This window comes from Stenotrophomonas sp. STEN018 (assembly GCF_056760235.1).
Genome location: NZ_JBRREK010000019.1, coordinates 62,322 through 80,942, shown reverse-complemented (window position 1 = coordinate 80,942; position 18,621 = coordinate 62,322). Strand labels below are relative to the sequence as shown.

Annotated in this window: 15 protein-coding genes; 3 read left to right on the top strand and 12 right to left on the bottom strand. The window is 63.9% G+C overall.

The features are described 5' to 3' along the window. Window positions 1-124: 124 nt before the first annotated feature. Window positions 125-2,677: a bifunctional lysylphosphatidylglycerol flippase/synthetase MprF gene (gene mprF / locus ACVOMB_RS09535; RefSeq protein WP_481530948.1), complete on the bottom strand. Its 2,553-nt coding sequence runs from the start codon at window positions 2,675-2,677 to the stop codon at window positions 125-127. 165 nt (window positions 2,678-2,842) lie between these two features. Here mprF and ACVOMB_RS09530 point away from each other — a divergent pair, with 165 nt between their 5' ends. From ACVOMB_RS09530 to ACVOMB_RS09520, 3 genes are all read left to right on the top strand, one after another. Further along, window positions 2,843-3,535: a DUF998 domain-containing protein gene (locus ACVOMB_RS09530; RefSeq protein ID WP_481530947.1), complete on the top strand. Its 693-nt coding sequence runs from the start codon at window positions 2,843-2,845 to the stop codon at window positions 3,533-3,535. Next, complete coding sequence (locus tag ACVOMB_RS09525; protein WP_481516473.1) at window positions 3,532-3,879, top strand: RidA family protein; 348 nt, start codon at window positions 3,532-3,534, stop codon at window positions 3,877-3,879. Before ACVOMB_RS09530 ends, ACVOMB_RS09525 begins: the two co-directional genes overlap by 4 nt. 94 nt (window positions 3,880-3,973) lie before the next feature. Next, window positions 3,974-4,504 (top strand): hypothetical protein, encoded by a 531-nt coding sequence (locus tag ACVOMB_RS09520; protein WP_481530946.1) that lies wholly within the window; start codon window positions 3,974-3,976, stop codon window positions 4,502-4,504. 155 nt (window positions 4,505-4,659) lie between these two features. Here the strand turns inward: ACVOMB_RS09520 and rnfB are convergent, their stop codons facing one another. From rnfB to ACVOMB_RS09465, 11 genes are all read right to left on the bottom strand, one after another. Further along, a complete protein-coding gene (rnfB, locus tag ACVOMB_RS09515; protein WP_481530945.1) occupies window positions 4,660-5,136 on the bottom strand; it encodes an Rnf electron transport complex subunit RnfB in 477 nt (158 codons plus the stop codon). Window positions 5,137-5,191: 55 nt separating this feature from the next. Further along, a complete protein-coding gene (locus ACVOMB_RS09510; RefSeq protein WP_481530944.1) occupies window positions 5,192-5,782 on the bottom strand; it encodes an HAD family hydrolase in 591 nt (196 codons plus the stop codon). Window positions 5,783-5,925: 143 nt separating this feature from the next. Beyond that, on the bottom strand, window positions 5,926-8,004 hold the full coding sequence (gene metG / locus ACVOMB_RS09505) for a methionine--tRNA ligase (protein ID WP_481530943.1): 2,079 nt from the start codon (window positions 8,002-8,004) through the stop codon (window positions 5,926-5,928). Between the two features lie 221 nt (window positions 8,005-8,225). Next, complete coding sequence (locus ACVOMB_RS09500) at window positions 8,226-8,672, bottom strand: DUF2147 domain-containing protein (RefSeq protein WP_481530942.1); 447 nt, start codon at window positions 8,670-8,672, stop codon at window positions 8,226-8,228. A gap of 398 nt (window positions 8,673-9,070) precedes the next feature. After that, window positions 9,071-12,649, bottom strand: coding sequence for an ABC transporter permease/M1 family aminopeptidase (locus ACVOMB_RS09495; RefSeq protein WP_481530941.1), 3,579 nt, complete (start codon window positions 12,647-12,649; stop codon window positions 9,071-9,073). 11 nt (window positions 12,650-12,660) lie between these two features. After that, entirely contained in the window at window positions 12,661-13,554 is an 894-nt protein-coding gene (locus tag ACVOMB_RS09490; RefSeq protein ID WP_481530940.1) for an ABC transporter ATP-binding protein, read from the bottom strand. Window positions 13,555-13,836: 282 nt separating this feature from the next. Beyond that, entirely contained in the window at window positions 13,837-14,232 is a 396-nt protein-coding gene (gene gloA2 / locus ACVOMB_RS09485; protein ID WP_481530939.1) for an SMU1112c/YaeR family gloxylase I-like metalloprotein, read from the bottom strand. Continuing rightward, window positions 14,229-15,299 (bottom strand): serine hydrolase domain-containing protein, encoded by a 1,071-nt coding sequence (locus ACVOMB_RS09480; RefSeq protein ID WP_481530938.1) that lies wholly within the window; start codon window positions 15,297-15,299, stop codon window positions 14,229-14,231. Before ACVOMB_RS09480 ends, gloA2 begins: the two co-directional genes overlap by 4 nt. Window positions 15,300-15,319: 20 nt before the next feature. Beyond that, window positions 15,320-17,221 (bottom strand): DUF885 domain-containing protein, encoded by a 1,902-nt coding sequence (locus ACVOMB_RS09475; protein WP_481530937.1) that lies wholly within the window; start codon window positions 17,219-17,221, stop codon window positions 15,320-15,322. A 146-nt stretch (window positions 17,222-17,367) separates the two neighbouring features. Then, complete coding sequence (locus ACVOMB_RS09470; RefSeq protein WP_481530936.1) at window positions 17,368-18,045, bottom strand: DUF502 domain-containing protein; 678 nt, start codon at window positions 18,043-18,045, stop codon at window positions 17,368-17,370. A 91-nt stretch (window positions 18,046-18,136) separates the two neighbouring features. Next, window positions 18,137-18,598: a DUF4442 domain-containing protein gene (locus tag ACVOMB_RS09465; protein ID WP_481530935.1), complete on the bottom strand. Its 462-nt coding sequence runs from the start codon at window positions 18,596-18,598 to the stop codon at window positions 18,137-18,139. Window positions 18,599-18,621 lie beyond the last annotated feature (23 nt).

The following is an 18,621-nucleotide window of genomic DNA, read 5'->3' as shown; positions in this document are numbered from 1 at the left end:
TATTTTTTCCGCAGCGGGGGGGGTATTGGTTGTTGTTTTTTTTGGTCGGGCCTTACCGCTTTTCGCGGTTTATTTTACGGAGGGGGGGTTCCGTGTGGCCGCCCGCTCCCACAAACCAGCAAAGCTACTTCCTACTCGGATCCAACGAGATCAACCGGGTCACATCCAACAACGCAGCCGGCAGATGCACGCCGCCCGGTGCGGCCAGATAGCGCGGTCGCCATTCGGGTGCGAACTTGGACTTGAAGCGCCGCAGTCCGCTGAAGCCATAGAAGCGCTCACCATGGCGTGCGACCAGATTGGCAAAGCGGTTCCAGCGACCGGCCAGGCGATGTTGGGCCAAGCCAGTCAGTGGTGCCATGCCCAGTGAGAAGCGGGTATAGCCATTGGCCGCCCCCCACAGGAACAGTTCGATGAACAGGAAATCCATCGTGCCCTTGGGCGCATCCGGCCGGTGTCGCATCAGGTCGACTGACAACTCGTGCCCGGCCGGGGCCTGCCAGATATTGGCAAATGCCACGATGCGGCCTTCGGCCTCAACCACGGCTACCGGGAAGCGGCCCAGATAGTCGGGCTCGAAACTGCCCAGCGAGAACCCCTTCTCTTCGCCGGCCTTTTCGTCCAGCCAGGCGTCGGAGATCTCGGCCAATTCGTCCAGCATGGCCGGTACCTCGTTGGCAGGCGCCAGCCTGAAGCTGAGCCCCAGACGCTTGCCCTTGTTCCATGCCTGCCGCAGGTCAGCGCGTTCGCTGCCAGCAAGGCTGAAATCCTGCAGTGGCACCATCGCTTCTTCGCCCAGCTTGACCAGGGTCAGGCCCAGGTCGAGATAGTGCTGCCAGTACTTGTCGCTGGTCTGGTAGAACACCGGGCGCAGGCCAAGCCGGTCGGCTTCTTCGCGGAACTTCCAGATCAAGGCGGCTGCAACCTGTGGGGGCCCGACCGGGTCACCCATTGACACCAGTGAACCGCCGTAGCGTTGCAGCATCACAAACCCATCACCGGCCTCGCTGCGCAGGATCGCCTTGTCGCCGGTCATCGCCAGGCAGGCCTGTGTGTCCTGGGCCAAGGCCAATATTGGCCGCAGCTGCTCGAGCGTGGCCGCGTCCGGCAATGGCAGAGGGTTGCGGGTACTGTGCAGCAGCCGCGCCAGGCCAAACACGATCAGCGCGATGCAGACCAGCAACAGGGCGCGCAGGGCGCGTGGTGCGTTGCCGGAAGTAGCGAACTGCCACCACAGTTCGTTCTGGTATTCGACATGGCTGTAGACGAAGAACAGCAGCCATACCGTCGCTACCAGCACCAGGGCGACGTTGCGCAGCCACGGCCACGACCAGGCCTCGTCCAGCAGTGCGCCTTCCCGATAGAACTCGCGCCGCGCCGCCCATAGCGCCACCGCCACCAATGGCAAGGTCAGGGCCACCGTCAGATGGCCGCCGCGCAGCCAAGCCGGCACTGGCAGGGCGACGCACAACGCCAGTGCCAGCATCCAGGCCGCGTGGCTGCGCCGTTGCAGGCCTTGGCCGATCAGCAGCAGCAGCACGCCACCCAGGCTGCCGAGCAGATGCGAGGTTTCCACGATCGGCAGCGGCGCCGGCAGTACGCGGCGGTGCGGCACCGGCAGGGTGCCGTCGATCACCAGCAGCGCACCGGCTGCGAACACCGCCAGCGCGATCAATTGCGGCAGCCATGGCCGGATCACTGACCAGGCCGTACCAGCACCGCTGCGCAGTGGGCGGCGCACGCTGGCCAGCGCGGCCAGCAGTGCGGACAGGAACAGCGGCAGAAGGTAGTAGGTGACGCGATAGGCCACGGCAGCAGCAAGGATGGCGGCGGGTGCCACCTGTGGCAGCAGCTTGAGCAGGCTCCATTCGAACACGCCCAGCCCAGCCGGTACGGTGGATACCAGCCCGGCCACCACCGCGACCAGATACAGACCGATGAAGCCGGTGAAGTTGACCTCGGCCTGCGCCGGCAACAACACGTAGAACGCCGCAGAAGCCAAGCCCAGCTCGACTACGCTCAGTGCGGTGACTTCCAGCACGGTTCGGCGGTCGGGAATCCACATGCGATGCTGGCCCCAGCCGACGCTGCGGCCGTCGCGGCCGACCAATAGCAGCATCGCGGCGAAGCCGACCAGCATGGCGATGCCCAGCGCATGCACCGCAGTGGCCGAGATCGGCAAGGCCAGGGCAGCGGCATTGGGCTCCAGCAGCAAGGCCAGGCCCAGCAACAGCCAGGCGCCGAACACGAAGCCCAAGGTGCTCATCAGCACCACCTGGCCGATCTCGACCAGGCTCAGCCCGGCCTGGCCGTAACTGCGCACGCGGATGGCGCCGCCGGTCAGTGCGGCAAAACCCAGCGTCTGCCCGGCGGCATGGGCAAGGAAGGCGGTGATGCCGATGCGGGCAGCGGGTAGCGGATGCTTGGCGCGGCGCAGGCCGATCGCATCGAAGCCGATCAGGCAGGCATAGCTGGCCATGCCCAACAACGTAGCTATACCTAGTTGCGACCACGACAGCCCACGTATTGCCATGCGGATCTGGCGGTAGCCGTGGTCGCTGAATTCGCCAGCCAGCGCGTGCAAGGCCATCGCCATGATGGCCAGGGTGACGAGGATGGCGGCAATACGGCGCCAAACTGGCGCGGGAGATTCCGATGTCGTGGACGACGCAGTCATGCGGGAAGTTGTTTGGGGCTATGCGCTGGTGTGGCGCGGGCACATAAGACTAGCGTCAGCGCGTGATGATGGCTGCATGCGCACGCTGGGGCGTTGTCACCGGCTTCAGTCGGCGTGGTGGTTGCAGGCGACTAGACTTGGCAGCTCAAACGCGGGGGAGTGGGCATGGGCGGAAGTCAGTACCGGGCAGGGTGGCAATCGGCCATACCGGCATCGGCGGTAGTGTTGGCGTTGTTGCTGTTCTTGGTTATTGCCATCGGCCTGCAGTTTGCCCGTGATGACCTGGACTGGGTGCGCGCCACCCTCAGCCTGTATCTGCACGGCCCATACGGGGCCCTGTTGCGCGGCGCCTACTGCTTGCTGGCCTTGGCCATCGCCGCGCTTGGGGTGATGCTGTACCGGCAGGCGCGTGGAAGTGCGCGACGCGGCTTGCCGCCCAGTTTGTTTGCGGTGGCCGGACTTGGTCTGGCCGGGGTGGCGATAGGTGACAGCTGGTTGCCGCAGCATGCGCCGCTGCTGGCCCCCTTGCTGCATGGCCTGGCTGCGCAGACCGCCTTCCTGAGCGTGACCGTGGCGATGCTGCTGCAGGCCTGGTGCTTCGGTCGTGACCCACAGTGGCAGGGCCTGCATCGGCTGGCATGGATATGGGCATGGCTGGCCTTCGCCGGGCTGTGGCTGCACGTGCTGTGGCGTGACAGCCCTCGTGGACTGGGGCAGAAGCTGGTGATTGCCGTGGTGGTGGGCTGGTTGCTGCTGGTGGCCTTGGCGGCATGGCGGCGTTCACGCAAAGAAACGCCTGAAACTTCCACTTGCCCTCACAATGGCAGGCACACCCACAACACGGAGTCACCCCAATGATCCAGCGCTTCGATACCGGTCCGCGCATGTCGGAAATGACCATCCACAATGGCGTGGCCTATCTGGCCGGCCAGGTGCCGGAAGATACCAGCGCCGATATCGTTGGCCAGACCGAGCAGGTACTGCAGGCCATCGACGATCTGCTGCGTCTGGCACCGACCGACAAGACCAAGATCCTGCGCGCCGAGATTTTCCTGGCCGACCTGGCTGACTTCGCGGGCATGAACCAAGCCTGGGACAAGTGGGTGCCGCAGGGTGCCACGCCGTCGCGCGCTACCGTGCAGGCCAAGCTGGCCAACCCGGCGTGGAAGATCGAGATCGTGATCACCGCTGCGGTGCCGTAAGCGGGCTGAGTGAAATCGTCGATCTGCCTTGGCCGTTGCGGCGTCCTTGGCAGATCAGGCACTGCTGTATTTGCAGGGAGGCAAGGGGAAGGGAATGAAAAGCAGTCTGTTGTTCGGCGTGTGTTGCGCGCTGGCTACTGCCAGTGCAGCCGTATGTGCCGCGCCACCGGCGCAGGCGCCGCTGTCGAAAATGATCTACGCGCAAGTGCCCTTGCAGCGCATCGAGCCATTGGACTACCCGCAGTTCAAACTGATCGAGGCCGAGTTGCGCAACACCGTGCGTCGATTTGGCGATCGCCGCGTGCCCAACCATTTCTGCGCGATTGGCTACCAGCTCGGCGGTGGCACGGTGGAAACGGTGCTGATCTGGGACAACGCGCAATGGCTGATCCGCTGGTGGGGCGGCGATGCGCTGGCCACCTCGGAGGAACGGCATGCGGTGTCCGCATCGTTCTCGCCGGTTACTGATCTACGCACGGATCTGGTCGAGGACAACCGCTATCCGCTGGGCACGCGCGCGATAGTGCGCGCCGATGCGGAGGCCGTGATTGCGGATTGCCAGGCGCATGGACGGCAGTACACCGTGCCGCCGCTGGCGCCGAAGGGCGAAGATGATGAGTATTGAGGGAGCACCCTGTGGCTGGTTTGTAGGAGCGGCGTAAGCCGCGAAGCCGACAGTCTTCGGATCGAAGCGTTCAACATGATCTGGGACAGCTGCTTTTTTCGGTTTGATGCCGGGATCGGAATCTCCGCTCGCTGGATTTCTACGAGCTTCGCGGCTTACGCCGCTCCTACGGCCCTGACAGCCAGATCGATGCAATCGACCGGACAGGGCGGGATGCACAGCTCGCAGCCGGTGCACAGGTCGGCCAGCACGGTGTGCATGTACTTGGCGCCGCCGACGATGGCATCGACCGGGCAGGCCTGGATGCACTTGGTGCAGCCGATGCAGTCGGCTTCAACGATCACCGCGACCTGTGCCGGTTTGTGTTCACCACGGCTGTGGTCGTAGGGCAGGGCGGCGACACCTAGTAGATGGGCAAGCGCCCGCGCGCCCGCGTCGCCACCGGGCGGGCAGTGGTCAATACCGGCGTCGCCAGCGGCCATGGCTTCGGCATACGGGCGGCAGCCGTCGTAACCGCACTGCCCACACTGGGTCTGCGGCAGCAGACGGTCGAGACGTTCGACCAGCGCAGCCCTTCCTTCTCCCTCCGGAAGAAGGTGGCGCGTAGCGTCGGATGAGGGTCGGGTATTCATTGGAGAGTCCTGCTGTTCGCCCTCGCCCCAACCCATCTGCCGAAGGCAGGGGGGCTCAGGAAATGCATTTGCCGCGATACCAACGCTCGTGTGCCAGCGCCAGCATGGGCTTGTCTTCGCTGCTGTCGCCGTAGGCATGGATGCGTTGGAACGAACCCAGGTCGAACATGCGTCGCACCAGCGCGACTTTGTGCCTGCCGCAGTCGCGCTCGGCGTAGCGCCCGGTGAGGCGGTTGTCCTGCACTTCCAGCTTGTTGCAGATCATCTTCAAACCCAGCGAATCGCACCAGTGCTGCAGGTACAGATCAATGGAGGCCGATACCACAGCCACGGTGTGGCCTTGCGCCTTGTGCCATTGGATCTGCTCCAGCATCTCCGGGCGCACCATGCCAGGCAGCTGCTCGCGTGCGTAGTCGTGCGCCATCTGGCGGACTTCACCAGCATGACGACCGCTGAATACCTGCGAGGTGACGCGACGACGGATACGCTCGGCCGAGATCAGCTTCAGCCGGTAGGCCAGCAGCCACGGCCCCACCCGCCACCAACCCTGCGCGCGCTGCTCCGGCGTGGCCACACGACGCAAAAACCGACTGTAGGTGTCACAGACGGTGATGGTGTGGTCGAAGTCGAAGAGGGCTAGTTGCATGGGGTCAAGGTGGGAATCGAGATTGGGAGTTCGCAAACGCAAGAACGGGCGCGGTTTTTTATGTATCCGGAAGCCCTGCTGCTTGCGCGATGTCGGAATCAGGGCTGCAACCACTCCCCGATCCCCACCACCGAACGCCGGCTTCAGCGAACCGGCATGCCCGGCAATGCGCCGCTATCGGCATCCAGCAGCGCCAGCGCGCCACCGTCGAAGCCGGCCGACAGGATCATGCCTTCGCTCAGGCCGAAGCGCATCTTGCGCGGGGCCAGGTTGGCGATGAACACCACGTTGCGGCCGACCAGTGCTTCCGGCTCGGCATAGCTGCCGCGGATGCCGGAAAAGATCTGCCGCTGGCCGAGGTCGCCGGCATCCAGCAGGAAGCGCAACAGCTTGTCCGAGCCTTCGACGAAGCCACATTCCAGCACCTTGCCGATCCGCAGGTCGAGCTTGGCGAAATCGTCGATGCCGATGTACGCGGAGGCTTCACCTTCGGCCTTGGCTTCAGTCTTCACTTCAACCTTGGCGGGCTTTTCAGCCTTGACCGGCTTGGCTTCGGCAGCGGGCTGGGCGGCGAGGGTGTCCTTGGAGGCGTCGGTCATTGCGTCAATCATCTTGGTGTCGATACGGGTGAACAGCGCCACGTAGGCGGCGATGCTCTGTGCGGTCAGCGGCTTGACGAGGTCGTCCCAGCCATTCAACGGGGCGTTGAGGAAGCCTTCGGCCTGAAGCGCGGTAGCCGGCAGCACCGGCTTGAGGGCGGTGACCAGCACGCGGAACAGGTTCAGGCCCTGCGTGCAGACCGCCTGCAGTTCGGCGTCGGCGCCTTCTTGCTTGGCGATGACCCACGGTTTGGTGTCGTCGATGTACTTGTTGGCCTCGTCGGCCAGCGCCATGGTCAGGCGGATGGCGGCGGCTGCGTCGTTACGCTCGTAGGCCTCGCGAACCGGTGCCAGCGCGGCGACAAAGCGGTCGTACTGGGCCTGGTCCGGCAGTGCATCGGCCAGCTTGCCGTCGAAGCGCTTGGCGATGAAACCGGCGCAGCGGCTGGCCAGGTTGACGAACTTGCCGACCAGATCGGCGTTCACGCGGGCGGTGAAGTCGGTCAGGTTCAAATCCAGGTCATCAACGCCGCCGGAGGATTTGGCGGCGAAGTAATAACGCAGCGCTTCCGGTGCCAGCCCAGCATCCAGATAGGTGCGGGCCATGATGAAGGTGCCGCGCGACTTGCTCATCTTGGCGCCGTCCACGGTCAGGTAACCGTTGACGTGCAGCTTGGTCGGCGTGCGCAGGCCGCTGCCCTTCAGCACCGCCGGCCAGAACAGGCCGTGGAAGTTGACGATGTCCTTGCCGAGGAAGTGATGCAGCTCGGTAGTGCTGTCGGCGGCGAGTACGGCGTCGAAGTCGTCACCGGTCTTGGCGCACAGGTTCTTGAAGCTGGACAGGTAGCCGATCGGTGCATCCAGCCACACGTAGAAGTACTTGCCTGGTGCGCCCGGAATCTCGAAGCCGAAGTAGGGCGCATCACGCGAAATATCCCACGCGCGCAGGCCGCCTTCGGCATCCAGCCACTCGGCCAGCTTGGCCTTCACGCCGGGCAGGGCGACGTCGCCGGCCAGCCATTCGCGCAGGAAGTCCTGGAAGCGGCCGACCTCGAAGAAGTAGTGCTCCGAATCGCGCATTTCCGGGGTAGCGCCGGACACCACCGACTTCGGCTCGATCAGGTCGGTCGGGCCGTAGGTAGCACCGCAGACTTCACAGTTGTCGCCGTACTGGTCGGGCGACTTGCAGTTGGGGCAGGTGCCCTTGATGTAGCGGTCGGGCAGGAACATGCCCTTGGCCGGATCGTAGAACTGCGCCACCGAGCGACGGCTGATATGGCCGGCGGCGTCGAGCTTGGCGTACAACGCCTCGGTCAACTCGCGGTTGGTGGCTGAGTTGGTCGAGTCGTAGTGATCGAAATCCACGCCGAAGGCAGCGAAATCGCGCTCATGGCCGGCCTGGATGTTGGCGATGAAGGTTTCCGGGCTTACCCCGGCCTTCTCGGCGGCCAGCATGATCGGCGTGCCATGGGTGTCATCGGCGCAGACGTACCAGACCTTCTCGCCCATCATTCGCCGCGCACGCACCCAGATATCGGCTTGGATGTAACCCACCAGGTGGCCGAGATGCAGCGGGCCGTTGGCGTAGGGCAGGGCATTGGTGACTAGGGCGTTGCGGGTCATGGTGATGGTTTGCAGCAGGGGACTGCAGATTATCGCATGGCTGAAAAGAAGCAGCCCCGGGAGACCGGGGCTGCTGATTCCCTTCTCCCTGCGGGAGAAGGTGCGCCGCAGGGGCGGATGAGGGTAAGGGGCCCTAAGCCGACCCGACGGAACGAATAGCGACTTTGTCGCCTTACCCTCACCCCAACGCCTCTCCCGGAGGGAGAGGGGCTTCAAGCGGCTTACTGCTCGCGCAGCCAGGTCTGCGAGCGGCAGATGAACAGCACGCAGCCGGATACTTCCAGCTTGCGGCCGTTTTCGATCAGGGCCACCTTGGAGTTGTAGGTCTTGCCCTTGGCCGGGTCCAGGATGGTGCCGTTGGCCCACTTGTTGGCGCCGTCCGGGCGCAGGTTCCAGAGGATGGTCATGCCTTCGATCGGCTTGCCCTTGTTGGCGCCATCGCATTTGTTGCAGACCGGGTGCGGGCCATGCTCGGACTGCAGGACCTGCAATACCTTGCCGCTGAGGGTGCCATTGGCGGCCTGGCTGATCTCGACGATCGACTTCACCTTGCCGGTTTCGTCATCGATGGTGCGCCAGCGGCCGGCTGCGCTGTCACTGGCGCTGGCGGAGAAACCGGCGGCCAACAGCGGCAGGGCCAGCAACAGGGTCTTGAAAGTAGTACGCATGTATCCCCTCCCAGGGTGGGTTTGGTCAGCGGCCGGTGGCGCTGTTACGAGCCGAATGTAACCGCATTCGGTCCCGTACGGAATCCGCAGTGCAGCAGATTTTCGACATGTAGTGCCGAGCCATGCTCGGCAGGGGCTTTCTCGGCAATGCCCCAAAAGCGCCCTCACCCCAACCCCTCTCCCGCAGGCGGGAGAGGGGCTTGTAGTGCCGAGCCATGCTCGGCAGAGGCTTTCCCGGTAATGCCCCAAAAGCTGCCCTCACCCCAACCCCCGCTCCGCGCCCCGGCCCTTGCGCTGGCGCAAGGTCGTTCGACGAGCAGCGAACCATGGTTCGCAAACTGCTCCTCTCACCCCGCAGGCGGGAGAGGGGCTCAAACCGAGCATCGCTCGCATCTTGCTTACTGCACCGTCACCCGCTTGCGGTTGTCGGCCGAGACCCGGTCGATCAGCTTGTTGTACGGGTCGAAGCCGGCTTCATCGGGCATCTGGTCCACTGTGACCGTGATGCTGGGCGCAGCGGCAGTGATGTGGTGGCGCTGCAGGTACAGCACCTTTTCATCGCGTTCCTTGCCAGAGGCACCCTTGGCGAACACGCCGACCTCGATCCAGTCGTCCAGCGTGCCTGCGGTCTCCTTGCCCATGCCGTCGGCGTAGCGCTTGTCGGCATGCAGCTGCAAGGTCAGGTCGTAGCGGCCGTCTGCGCGTTTCTTGGCATTGGCCTCGACCACGCGGTTGTCGTAGAAGCTGATCTTCTCGAACAGGTCGGTGATCAAGGTCTGCTGCTCGGGCTTGGCTTCAGCTCGGATGAACTCCAGCAGTTCGGCCGAAGTGGTGTAAGGCGGCTGTTGGAATGCCTTGGCCTGGATGAAGCGGGAAAGTGCACGGTTCAGGGCTTCCTCGCCCATTTCCTCGCGTAGGCGGTAGAACACCACCGAGCCTTTGCGGTAATGGATGTACTGCTGGTTCTCCACGCGGTAAAGCGGCAGTTCTTCCACATCTTCGCCGCCGCGGCCCGACAGGTAGTTGTCCAGCTCGTCCTTCAAGAACTGACGCATATGGCCGCGTCCGTACTCCTTCTCCATCACCATCAATGCCGAGTACTGCGACAGCGATTCGGACAACACGGTCGCACCCTGCACGTTGGCACCGATCACCTGATGTGCCCACCACTGGTGCGCCACTTCATGCGCGGTGACGTAGAACACATAGTCGACATCATCCTTGTCGCGCAGGTCGGCGATGAAACCGATCGACTCCGAGTACGGGATGGTGTTGGCAAAACTCTGCGCGAACGACTGGTAGCCCGGGAACTCGATGATGCGCACCTGCTTGTGCTGGTACGGGCTGAAGTTGGCTTCGTAATAGGCCAGTGACTTCTGTACACCCTCGATCATCCGGTCGACGTTGTACGGATGCTTGGCGTCGTAATAGATCTCGATCGGGATGTCTTTGTACGTGGCCTTCTTCACCTGCCAGCGTGCCGACAGATAGGCGTAGAAATTCAGCATCGGCCGATCCATGGCGTAGCTGAAGCAGCGGCGGCCATCGCGTTCGAACTCCTTCTGCAGGTAGCCCGGTGCCAAGGCGATCTGGTCCGGTGCGGTGCAGATGGTGCTGCGGAAATCCAGCCAATCGGCATCGTTGGAGATGTAGGTGTTGGCACGTGCGGCCTCATCCTCCAGCTTGGGCATGCGCGTTGGTTCGCCCAGCTCACGCTTGCGGCGCTCGTTGCGATCGCTGATCTCCGCGCCGCTGTCATAGCCGAAGGCCGGCAGTACCCGGCTGTTGAAGAAGCTGCCGTTGTCGACGATCTGACTTTGCGCCTGGTCGGCGGTGATGCCGTTGGGGTGGATGTCGACGCTGAAGCGGATATCGCGCTCCTCGCCCGGCGCCATTGGTGCATCCAGGTGATAGATGCGGTAGCCAAGCTCCTCATCGTGGGCGGTCAGTTTGGCGCCGCCCATCTCGATGCTGGCAAGGGTACGGTCATCGCCCATCGCGACATGAATATCCGGAATGGCAGCCGAATGCGTATTGCGCACGCGGTAGACACCATCGATGCGCACCGATTGGGTTTCCGGGTGCAGGTCGACGTTGTTGTCGATGGCGACGATGCGTGGCTGCGGCAGGTCCTTGTATTTGCGGTATTCGCGCTCGTAGCGGGCCTGACGATCCAACTGCTGGTCCGGCGAGACAAACTCGTTGCGGATGTTGGTGCTCCAGTACAGCCAGCCACCGCAGGCGACGAAGGCCAGCGTGGCGGCGGCCAGCCCAGCACCCAGCGGGCCACGCAGGCGCTGCTTGGCCAAGCGCAGGCGTTGCCGCCAACCCGAATCCACACCGCGTACCCACAAGGCAGCGCACAGCAACAGCAACACCAGCAGGAACAGCATCCAGTAGCCCTGGAAAGCCAGCTGCCCGGTCAGGAAATGGCCGTAGCCATTCATGTCCGAATACGGCGCGATCGGCCAGCTGCCGAAGTTGTACAGGTTCTGCGTGTAGTCGAGCATGCCCAGCACCGACTGCCCGATCAGCAGCAGGATCAGCAGGGCATAACCCATGAACTTGTTGTTGCTCAGTACCTGCAGCACCAGCGCCATGCCGCCCATCAGGATGTAGACCACCGAGTCCAGCGCCAGCGTCTTGACGTACAGCAGCGGCTCGATCTGGGTGTAACCCTTGCTGAGCTGGATGATGATGGCGGTAAGTGCGCCCACGGCCTGGAACGCGAATACCACCGCGATCAGGGTGAGGAACTTGCCCAGCAGCGGCACCCAGTTCGGCACCGGCATGGCATCGCTGATGCCGGCGATGCGCGCGCTGCGTTCACGCCACACCAGCTCGCCGGCGTAGAACAGCACGATGATGATCAGCAGGAAGCTGAAGCTGCCCTGCAGTGCTTCCAACATCTGCGAGGTCACCGGCCAGCTGGGCGTACCGTACATGGTGCGGCGGTGCAGGGCGGTGGGGATGAAATTGGCCATGCCCAGTACCAGCAACACCAGGAACGGTGCGCTGCGGAACACGCCCAGCGCATCGAAGCCGACCTGACGCAGCAACTGCCGCCAGCCGGTCGCCGCGTTGAAGTTTGGGGTGACCTTGGGGGCAATCACATTGCTGCGCTTGCCGTCGGTGGTAGCAACGCTGGCCACCTTCTTGCCACGCTTGCGGCCGGTGCCGCTACGCTCGGTGCGGAACAGGGCGAAGGTCGCTGCGAACAGGGCACCGGTGACGGCCAGCCACAGCACCCGGTTCTCCAATAGATAACCGGTGAACGCGGGCAGGCCGGTGTTGCGCTCTTCGGCCGACCAGTAGCGCATTGCCTGGCTCATCGCGCGCATGCCCAGCGGATCAAGCAGCGCTGCGATGCGCATATTGTCGATATCGGCCAACAAGGCACGGCTGACGCCGTACAGCACGAAGAACACGATGACGCCGATGTAGACCCACAGGATGCTGCGGGTGGTGACTGCGAGCAGCGCCAACAAGGCGGTGGTGAACAGTACGTTCGGCAGCACCATGAAAACAAACGACCACAGGTAGGGCTGCAGAGACACCGGACCAAGCCGTGCTGCATCGATCCATGGCATGAACTGGGCGATGAACAGGCCCGCTGCGATGATCACGTACATCATCAGGCTGGCCAGCAAGGCAGCGCCGAGGCGGCCCAATAAATAATCGCGGCGTTTGATCGGGCTGGAGAACACCAGCTCGGCGGTGCCCAGTTCAAAGTCACGCAGCAGCGCGTTGCTGACGAACAAGGTGACCACCAACAACCCGAGCAGGGTGAAGGAGGTCATGAGGGTGGCGATCACCGAGGGTGCATTGCGGTACACATTGCCGATGCCGCCGCCGATCTGGATGGCATCGCTGGAGGCAGCGCCGAAGGCGATCAGGGCGAACAGCACCGCAAGCAGCCACAGCAAGGGGGAACGCAGCTGCTCACGCAGCTCGAAGCGCAGGAAGGCGAAGGTCATGGTCGTCTCCGTCAGGCGGCCTGCGCCTGCAGGCGCAGGCGCTGGAAGTAGACGTCCTCGAGGCCGGGCGCGACCGGTTCGAAGCCTGCTTCAGGGCAGTTGTCGGCAAATACATGGATCACCGGGTGGCCGCCAACCAGGCGCGTCGACAACACGGTGAAACGGCTTTCGTAGTCCGGCAGTGCGGCCTTGGCTACCTGCTTGCGCCACACCTGGGCCTGCAGTGCGTTGATCGCCTCGGCCGGGCGTCCGGTCAACAACACCTCGCCCTTGTTCATGATGGCCATGGTCGGGCACAGATCGGTGACGTCTTCGACGATGTGGGTGGACAGGATCACCGCCACGTTCTCGCCGATCTCGGCCAGCAGGTTGAGGAAGCGGTTGCGTTCTTCCGGATCAAGGCCTGCGGTGGGCTCATCGACGATCACCAGCTGCGGGTTACCGAGCAGGGCCTGGGCGATACCGAAGCGCTGGCGCATGCCGCCGGAATAGGTGCCGAGCTTGCGCTTGCGGGCATCCCACAGATTGACCTGTTGCAGCAGGGCTTCGACCACTTCCTTGCGCTGCTTGCGCGCGGTCAGGCCCTTGAGCACGGCGAAGTGGTCGAGCAGGTCCAGTGCGCTGACCTTCGGGTAGACGCCGAAATCCTGCGGCAGGTAGCCGAGCTTGCGACGCAGCGCGTCCTTGTCGCGCAGGATGTCGATGCTGGCGCCATCGGCAGTGGTCAGTGTGGCGCTGCCGGCATCGGCCTCCTGCAAGGTGGCCAGGGTGCGCATCAAGGAGGACTTGCCGGCGCCATTGGGGCCGAGCAGGCCGAACATGCCGCGGGGGATGTCGAGATCGACATTTTTCAGTGCGTGTACGCCATTGGCGTAGGTTTTCGACAAACCACGGATCTGCAGCATGGGGACCGAACCTCTCCTTGGATGATGACCGCATCATTCAGCTACGGCCGGGCTTACGGCAATGCGCCGGAAGTCATTAGGACCAGGGACGTGGTTAGGGGCCAGATGTGACTGGCTATGGAAGGACCGGTTGTGGGAGTGGCGTAAGCCGCGAAGCTGGAGATGCTGGCGGAAGATGCAACTGGCAATCTGGCGATGTACGAGCTTCGCGGCTTACGCCGCTCCCACAGTCCGCAGCGCTGATGGATTGCTCGGAAAGCCTCTGCCGAGCATGGCTCGGCACTACGGGGTTGGGGTTTCGTAGAGTTCCAGCGGCAGGTCGTCGGGGTCGCCGAAGAAGGTGAAGCGGCGGCCGGTGAACTCGTCCACGCGGATCGGCTCGCAGGCCACGCCTTCGCGCTGCAGGTGGGCGACTACATCGTCCATGGCTGCAACCCGAAAGGCGAGGTGGCGTAGCCCGCGGGCTTCCGGGCGGCTGGGGCGAGCGGGAGGATTGAGGAAGGAAAACAACTCGAGCTGGCTGCCATCGGGCAGGCGCAGGTCCAGCTTCCATGAGTCACGCTCGGCGCGGTAGTTCTCGGCAATGACCTCAAGCCCGAGAATGCGCACGTAGAAGTCCCGCGAGCGCGCGTAGTCCGCTGCAATTACCGCGACATGGTGGATGCCAAGCAGGCTCATCGTGCGGCATCCAGCCAGCGCCGGGCGATGTCGATGGCCAGCGCATATGGTTCGGGTTCATTGCGGTTGCTCAGCACGATCACCGTCAGCTTCTGCTTGGGGTAGCGCACGATCACGTTGCGGAAACCGATGCTCTCGCCGCTATGCCATAGCGCATCGCCATTGATGCGCCAGCCGAAGCCATAGAACCGCACGTCCGGCTCGCTGGTCTTTGTCGCCGGACTGAAGGCCCGCTGCAGCGAGCTGGCCTTCAACAGGCGCTCGTCGTACAAAGCCGCATCCCACTTGGCCAGGTCATCGATCGAGGAATAGATGCCGCCATCGCCAAGCACTGCGCTGGTGGTGCTTTGATCGGTGCGCTGCCAGCGGCCATCGATCTGGCTGTAACCGTAGGCGCGATTGGGCACCTCATCTACGCCGTCCTGATGCGCATAGGTATTGCGCATGCCCAGCGGCAGGAAGATGCGCTGGCGCAGGAAGCTGGCGAAGTCGCTGCCCGAGGCCTTGCTCACCACCAGTGCCAGCAACGCATAGCCGCTGTTGCTGTAGCGGTAGTCGCTGCCCGGCGTGAAATAGCTGCGGTTTTCTTTCTGCAGCAGCTGCAGCACGTCGGCGTCGTGGACCTGACGGGTGTCGGCCGGGTCCATCAGCTCTTCGTAGTCGAGCAGGCCGCTGGTGTGGCTGAGCAGCTGACGCAGGGTCATCGTATCGGCCACTGCCGGCAGGCTGGGCAGCCACTTCTTCAGTGGATCGTCGATGCCCAGCTTGCCGTCCTCGGCCAGCAGCAGGATCGCCGCGGCGGTGAACTGCTTGCTGACCGAGGCCAGGCGGAAGTTGCTGGCCGGAGTGACGGCGGTGCCGTCTTCCAGAACCGCCAGCCCGTAGCTGCGCCGAAACGCGGGCTGGCCGTCTTTCAATACCAGCACCGAGGCGCCGGGCACCTGGCCGTCGTAGCGCTGCATCAAGCCGTCGATACCCGGATCGGGCGGAGCCAAGGTCACTGCCCCGGCAAGGCTGGAGCACGCGAACAGGCAGAGCAGGGCAAGTCGGGGTTTCCAGCGCGGCATGGTGGCTCCTTGGCAGGTGATCAGGCTTTCTTGCTGGCGATCCAACGGTCGATCTTGGCTTCAAGGATGTCCAGCGGCATGGAACCGTCCTTGAGAATCTCATGGTGGAATTCGCGCGGGTCGAAGCGATCGCCGAGCGCGGCCTTGGCCTTGTCGCGCAACAGTCGAATTTTGATCTCGCCTACGCGGTAGGCCAGGGTCTGGCCGGGCAAGGCCATGAAGCGCTCGACCTCGGAGGCGGCGTCGGCGGCGGGAATATCGGCGTTCTTGACCATGTACTCGGTGGCCTGCTGACGGCTCCAGCCAGCAGCATTGAGGCCGGTGTCGGCGACCAGCCGCACAGTGCGCAGCAAGGTGGTCTGCAGATAGCCGAGCTGGTCGTAGGGGTCGTTGTACAGGCCCAGCTCCTGGCCCAACGACTCGGCGTACAGGCCCCAGCCTTCGACATAGGCAACATCGCCACCAAGACGGCGGAAGCGCGGCAAGGCGGTCAGTTCCTGCTGCGCGCCCAGTTGGTAGTGGTGGCCGGGAATGGCTTCGTGCAGGTATTGCATGGTCACAGCCCAACGCTTGCGTGAGGGCAGGTCGCTGGTGTTGACGTAGAGCACGCCCGGCTGCTGGCCATCTGCGCTGCCCGGCTGGTAGCTGGCAGCGCTGGAAGTGGCGGCGCGCTCGGCTTCGACGGCCTTGATTTCCAGGCTGGCCTTGGGTTGCTCGTTGAACAACGCTGGCACGGCGGCATTTACCCGGACGCCAGTCTCGGCATAGCGGGCCAGCAAAGCATTGGCGTCGCGGAACACGAACTGGCGATCGTTGCGCATCGCAGTGAAGGCCTTCTGCTGCGAACCGCGGATCTTGGCCTGCTTCATCACCGCATCGATGCGTGCCTGCAGGTCCTTGACCTCCTGCTCGCCCAGCGCGTGGATCTCCGCCGGTGTGCGTGCCGGCGAGGTGCTGCTGGCAACATTATGTGCATACCAGGCACGGCCATTGGGCAGCGCTGCCATGCCATCGGTACTGCGCGCGGCGGCCATGTACTCGGTGGCGATGAAGCCGCGCAGCGAGCGATAGGCCGGCATGATCCGGTTCTCGATCATGCGCTTGTATTCGGCAGTGAGCCTGGCCTTGTCCTCGGCAGAGAATTCCGCCGGCATATTGCGGATCGGGCCCCAGAACAGGCTTTCTTCGGCCGTGGGTTTGATCACCGCATCGAGCTGCGGCAGGACTTTTTCCATCAGTGCACGCGGCTGTACCACGCCGGCGGCCTTGCCTTCGCGCATGTTGGCGATGGCCTGGTCGAACAGTGGCGGAATGCCGAGCGAGCGCTTGGACCAGTTCTCGTAATCCTTGACCGTGCGGAACGGCTGCGCGCCGGCGCCCGAGCCCAGCACCGCAATGATGCTGGACAGGTTGTAGTACTGGTTGATCGGCAACATCCAGGTCGGGTACTGCTCGCCGGCCAATGAGACCTGGGCGTCACGCACGAAGATTTCGTAGCTCAGCAGGTCCTGGCCCTGCAGGCCGGTGGCGCCGACGGTTTGGACCTTGCCCAGCCACTCGACCATGAAGTCGTGCGATTGCTGGCGCGAGGCCGAGGACAGGAAGTTGGGCAGCTGGTCGTTGTAGCGCGGGTCGCCCTGGAAGGTGGCCTGCAGCGGGTTCAGCCGCATCGAGGCATCCCAGTATTCGTCATAGATGCGGTTGAGCTTGGCGGCGTTGTCCTGCTTGATCGGCAATGGCACGGCTGCCGGCCGGCGCGGTGCCGGGCGCGGGGTGCTGCGCGGCTTGGGCTTGGCGGCGCGGCTCTGCGGCGCTGACTGGCGCTGGGTTTTCTTTTTTGCCGCCTCGGCCGGGGCCGCAACGGACAGCGTCATGATCGTGGCAATAGCAAGCGCAAGCAGGCGCAACGGGCTGTAAGGCATCGGGTGTTCCGCAAATACATCGACCCGGGAGCTTGCCCGATATCAGCGGTGACGACCAGCCGTGGCGCGGATGAACACGCGCCGGTGATACAGCTCGGGTTATGCCCCATGCCCTGCGGCGGCGGCCGCAAGGCATGGGATGGAACTTACCGGTCGACCGAGCGGGTGAATGGGACGCTGTCCGGGGCGACGGCACCGCCGGAAATGATGAAGCTCATGGCTTGGTCCACGGTCCAGTCGGTGGGCGTGAGCATCTCCACCGGGACGATTTCCAGATAGCCGGAGGTCGGATTGGGGGTGGTAGGCACATAGACGGCGGCCAGTTCGCGGCCGGTGCCCTGTTCCTTCAGGACCCGGGTGACCAGTCCGATGGACTTCATGTCACGGTGCGGGAAGTCGATCAGGACCACTCGCTGCGTGCTGCCGGGCTTGGTCTGCAGGATGTCCAGCAGCTTCTTGGCGCTGTCATAGATGATGCTGGCCAGCGGAATACGGCGGATCACCGCGCCAAACCAACGCAGCAGCTGCTGGCCGATCACCCGGCGGCTGAGGATGCCAACCAGCAGGATCACCAGCAGGGTAGCCAGCAGGGCGGTGATGTCCTGCATCCATTCAACCTTGATCCAGCCCAGATAATCCGGGAAGGAGGCGGCAATACGCTCGGACAGCGGCACCACCAGCGGGCTGCTGATGCCGGAGAGCAGGACGAATACGAACTTGACGACCACCCAGGTCAACCAGATCGGCAGCAGGGTCAGCAGGCCGGTGAGGAAAAGACGTTGCAGGGAGGGGCGGGGGGCGGGGGAAACGGCTTCGGGCGACATCCGCGAATTGTAGCGTTCGGGTGTCACCCGTATGTACGCGGCTGATGGTCGGAACAGCTGCGTTCAGAGAAATCTGTGTTGCCGCAGTGGTTCAGTCCGGTTTGCGGGCCTCCGGCTTGAGCCGCACATAGACCTGTTTGCGCACCCGCGCGACGACTTCGCCTTGCGCGTCGAGCACGTCGTTCTCGAACCAGTGCAGGTATTTGTCGCCGTTGGCGGTGGCGGCCTTGACCTCATCCAGGGTGGCATCGTCCAGCCGGAACTCGGTCCACACCACACCACGGCCGGGCTTGAGGAACTCGATGGCACCTGCTTTGTCCCAGACAAAATAGTGGCTACCCATGTTCTGCAGCAGGCACAGCATCCAGAACGGGTCGGTCATGGCGAACAGGCTGCCGCCGAAATGGGTGCGCACGTAGTTCACATTCCACGGACGCTGCCGCAGCTCGACCCGCACGTAGCGGTAGTCGGCGCTGATGTCGGTGACGTGGATGCCGGCGAACAGGAACGGCGGCCACAGGTTGATGCCACGACGGAACAGGCTGGCTTTCATTGCGGATGCAGACGGACAGGGGA

Coding starts and splice junctions, on each gene's coding strand:
- mprF (WP_481530948.1), bottom strand. CDS start 2,677: ATGACTGCGTCGTCCACGACATCGGAATCTCCCGCGCCAGTTTGGCGC.
- ACVOMB_RS09530 (WP_481530947.1), top strand. CDS start 2,843: ATGGGCGGAAGTCAGTACCGGGCAGGGTGGCAATCGGCCATACCGGCA.
- ACVOMB_RS09525 (WP_481516473.1), top strand. CDS start 3,532: ATGATCCAGCGCTTCGATACCGGTCCGCGCATGTCGGAAATGACCATC.
- ACVOMB_RS09520 (WP_481530946.1), top strand. CDS start 3,974: ATGAAAAGCAGTCTGTTGTTCGGCGTGTGTTGCGCGCTGGCTACTGCC.
- rnfB (WP_481530945.1), bottom strand. CDS start 5,136: ATGAATACCCGACCCTCATCCGACGCTACGCGCCACCTTCTTCCGGAG.
- ACVOMB_RS09510 (WP_481530944.1), bottom strand. CDS start 5,782: ATGCAACTAGCCCTCTTCGACTTCGACCACACCATCACCGTCTGTGAC.
- metG (WP_481530943.1), bottom strand. CDS start 8,004: ATGACCCGCAACGCCCTAGTCACCAATGCCCTGCCCTACGCCAACGGC.
- ACVOMB_RS09500 (WP_481530942.1), bottom strand. CDS start 8,672: ATGCGTACTACTTTCAAGACCCTGTTGCTGGCCCTGCCGCTGTTGGCC.
- ACVOMB_RS09495 (WP_481530941.1), bottom strand. CDS start 12,649: ATGACCTTCGCCTTCCTGCGCTTCGAGCTGCGTGAGCAGCTGCGTTCC.
- ACVOMB_RS09490 (WP_481530940.1), bottom strand. CDS start 13,554: ATGCTGCAGATCCGTGGTTTGTCGAAAACCTACGCCAATGGCGTACAC.
- gloA2 (WP_481530939.1), bottom strand. CDS start 14,232: ATGAGCCTGCTTGGCATCCACCATGTCGCGGTAATTGCAGCGGACTAC.
- ACVOMB_RS09480 (WP_481530938.1), bottom strand. CDS start 15,299: ATGCCGCGCTGGAAACCCCGACTTGCCCTGCTCTGCCTGTTCGCGTGC.
- ACVOMB_RS09475 (WP_481530937.1), bottom strand. CDS start 17,221: ATGCCTTACAGCCCGTTGCGCCTGCTTGCGCTTGCTATTGCCACGATC.
- ACVOMB_RS09470 (WP_481530936.1), bottom strand. CDS start 18,045: ATGTCGCCCGAAGCCGTTTCCCCCGCCCCCCGCCCCTCCCTGCAACGT.
- ACVOMB_RS09465 (WP_481530935.1), bottom strand. CDS start 18,598: ATGAAAGCCAGCCTGTTCCGTCGTGGCATCAACCTGTGGCCGCCGTTC.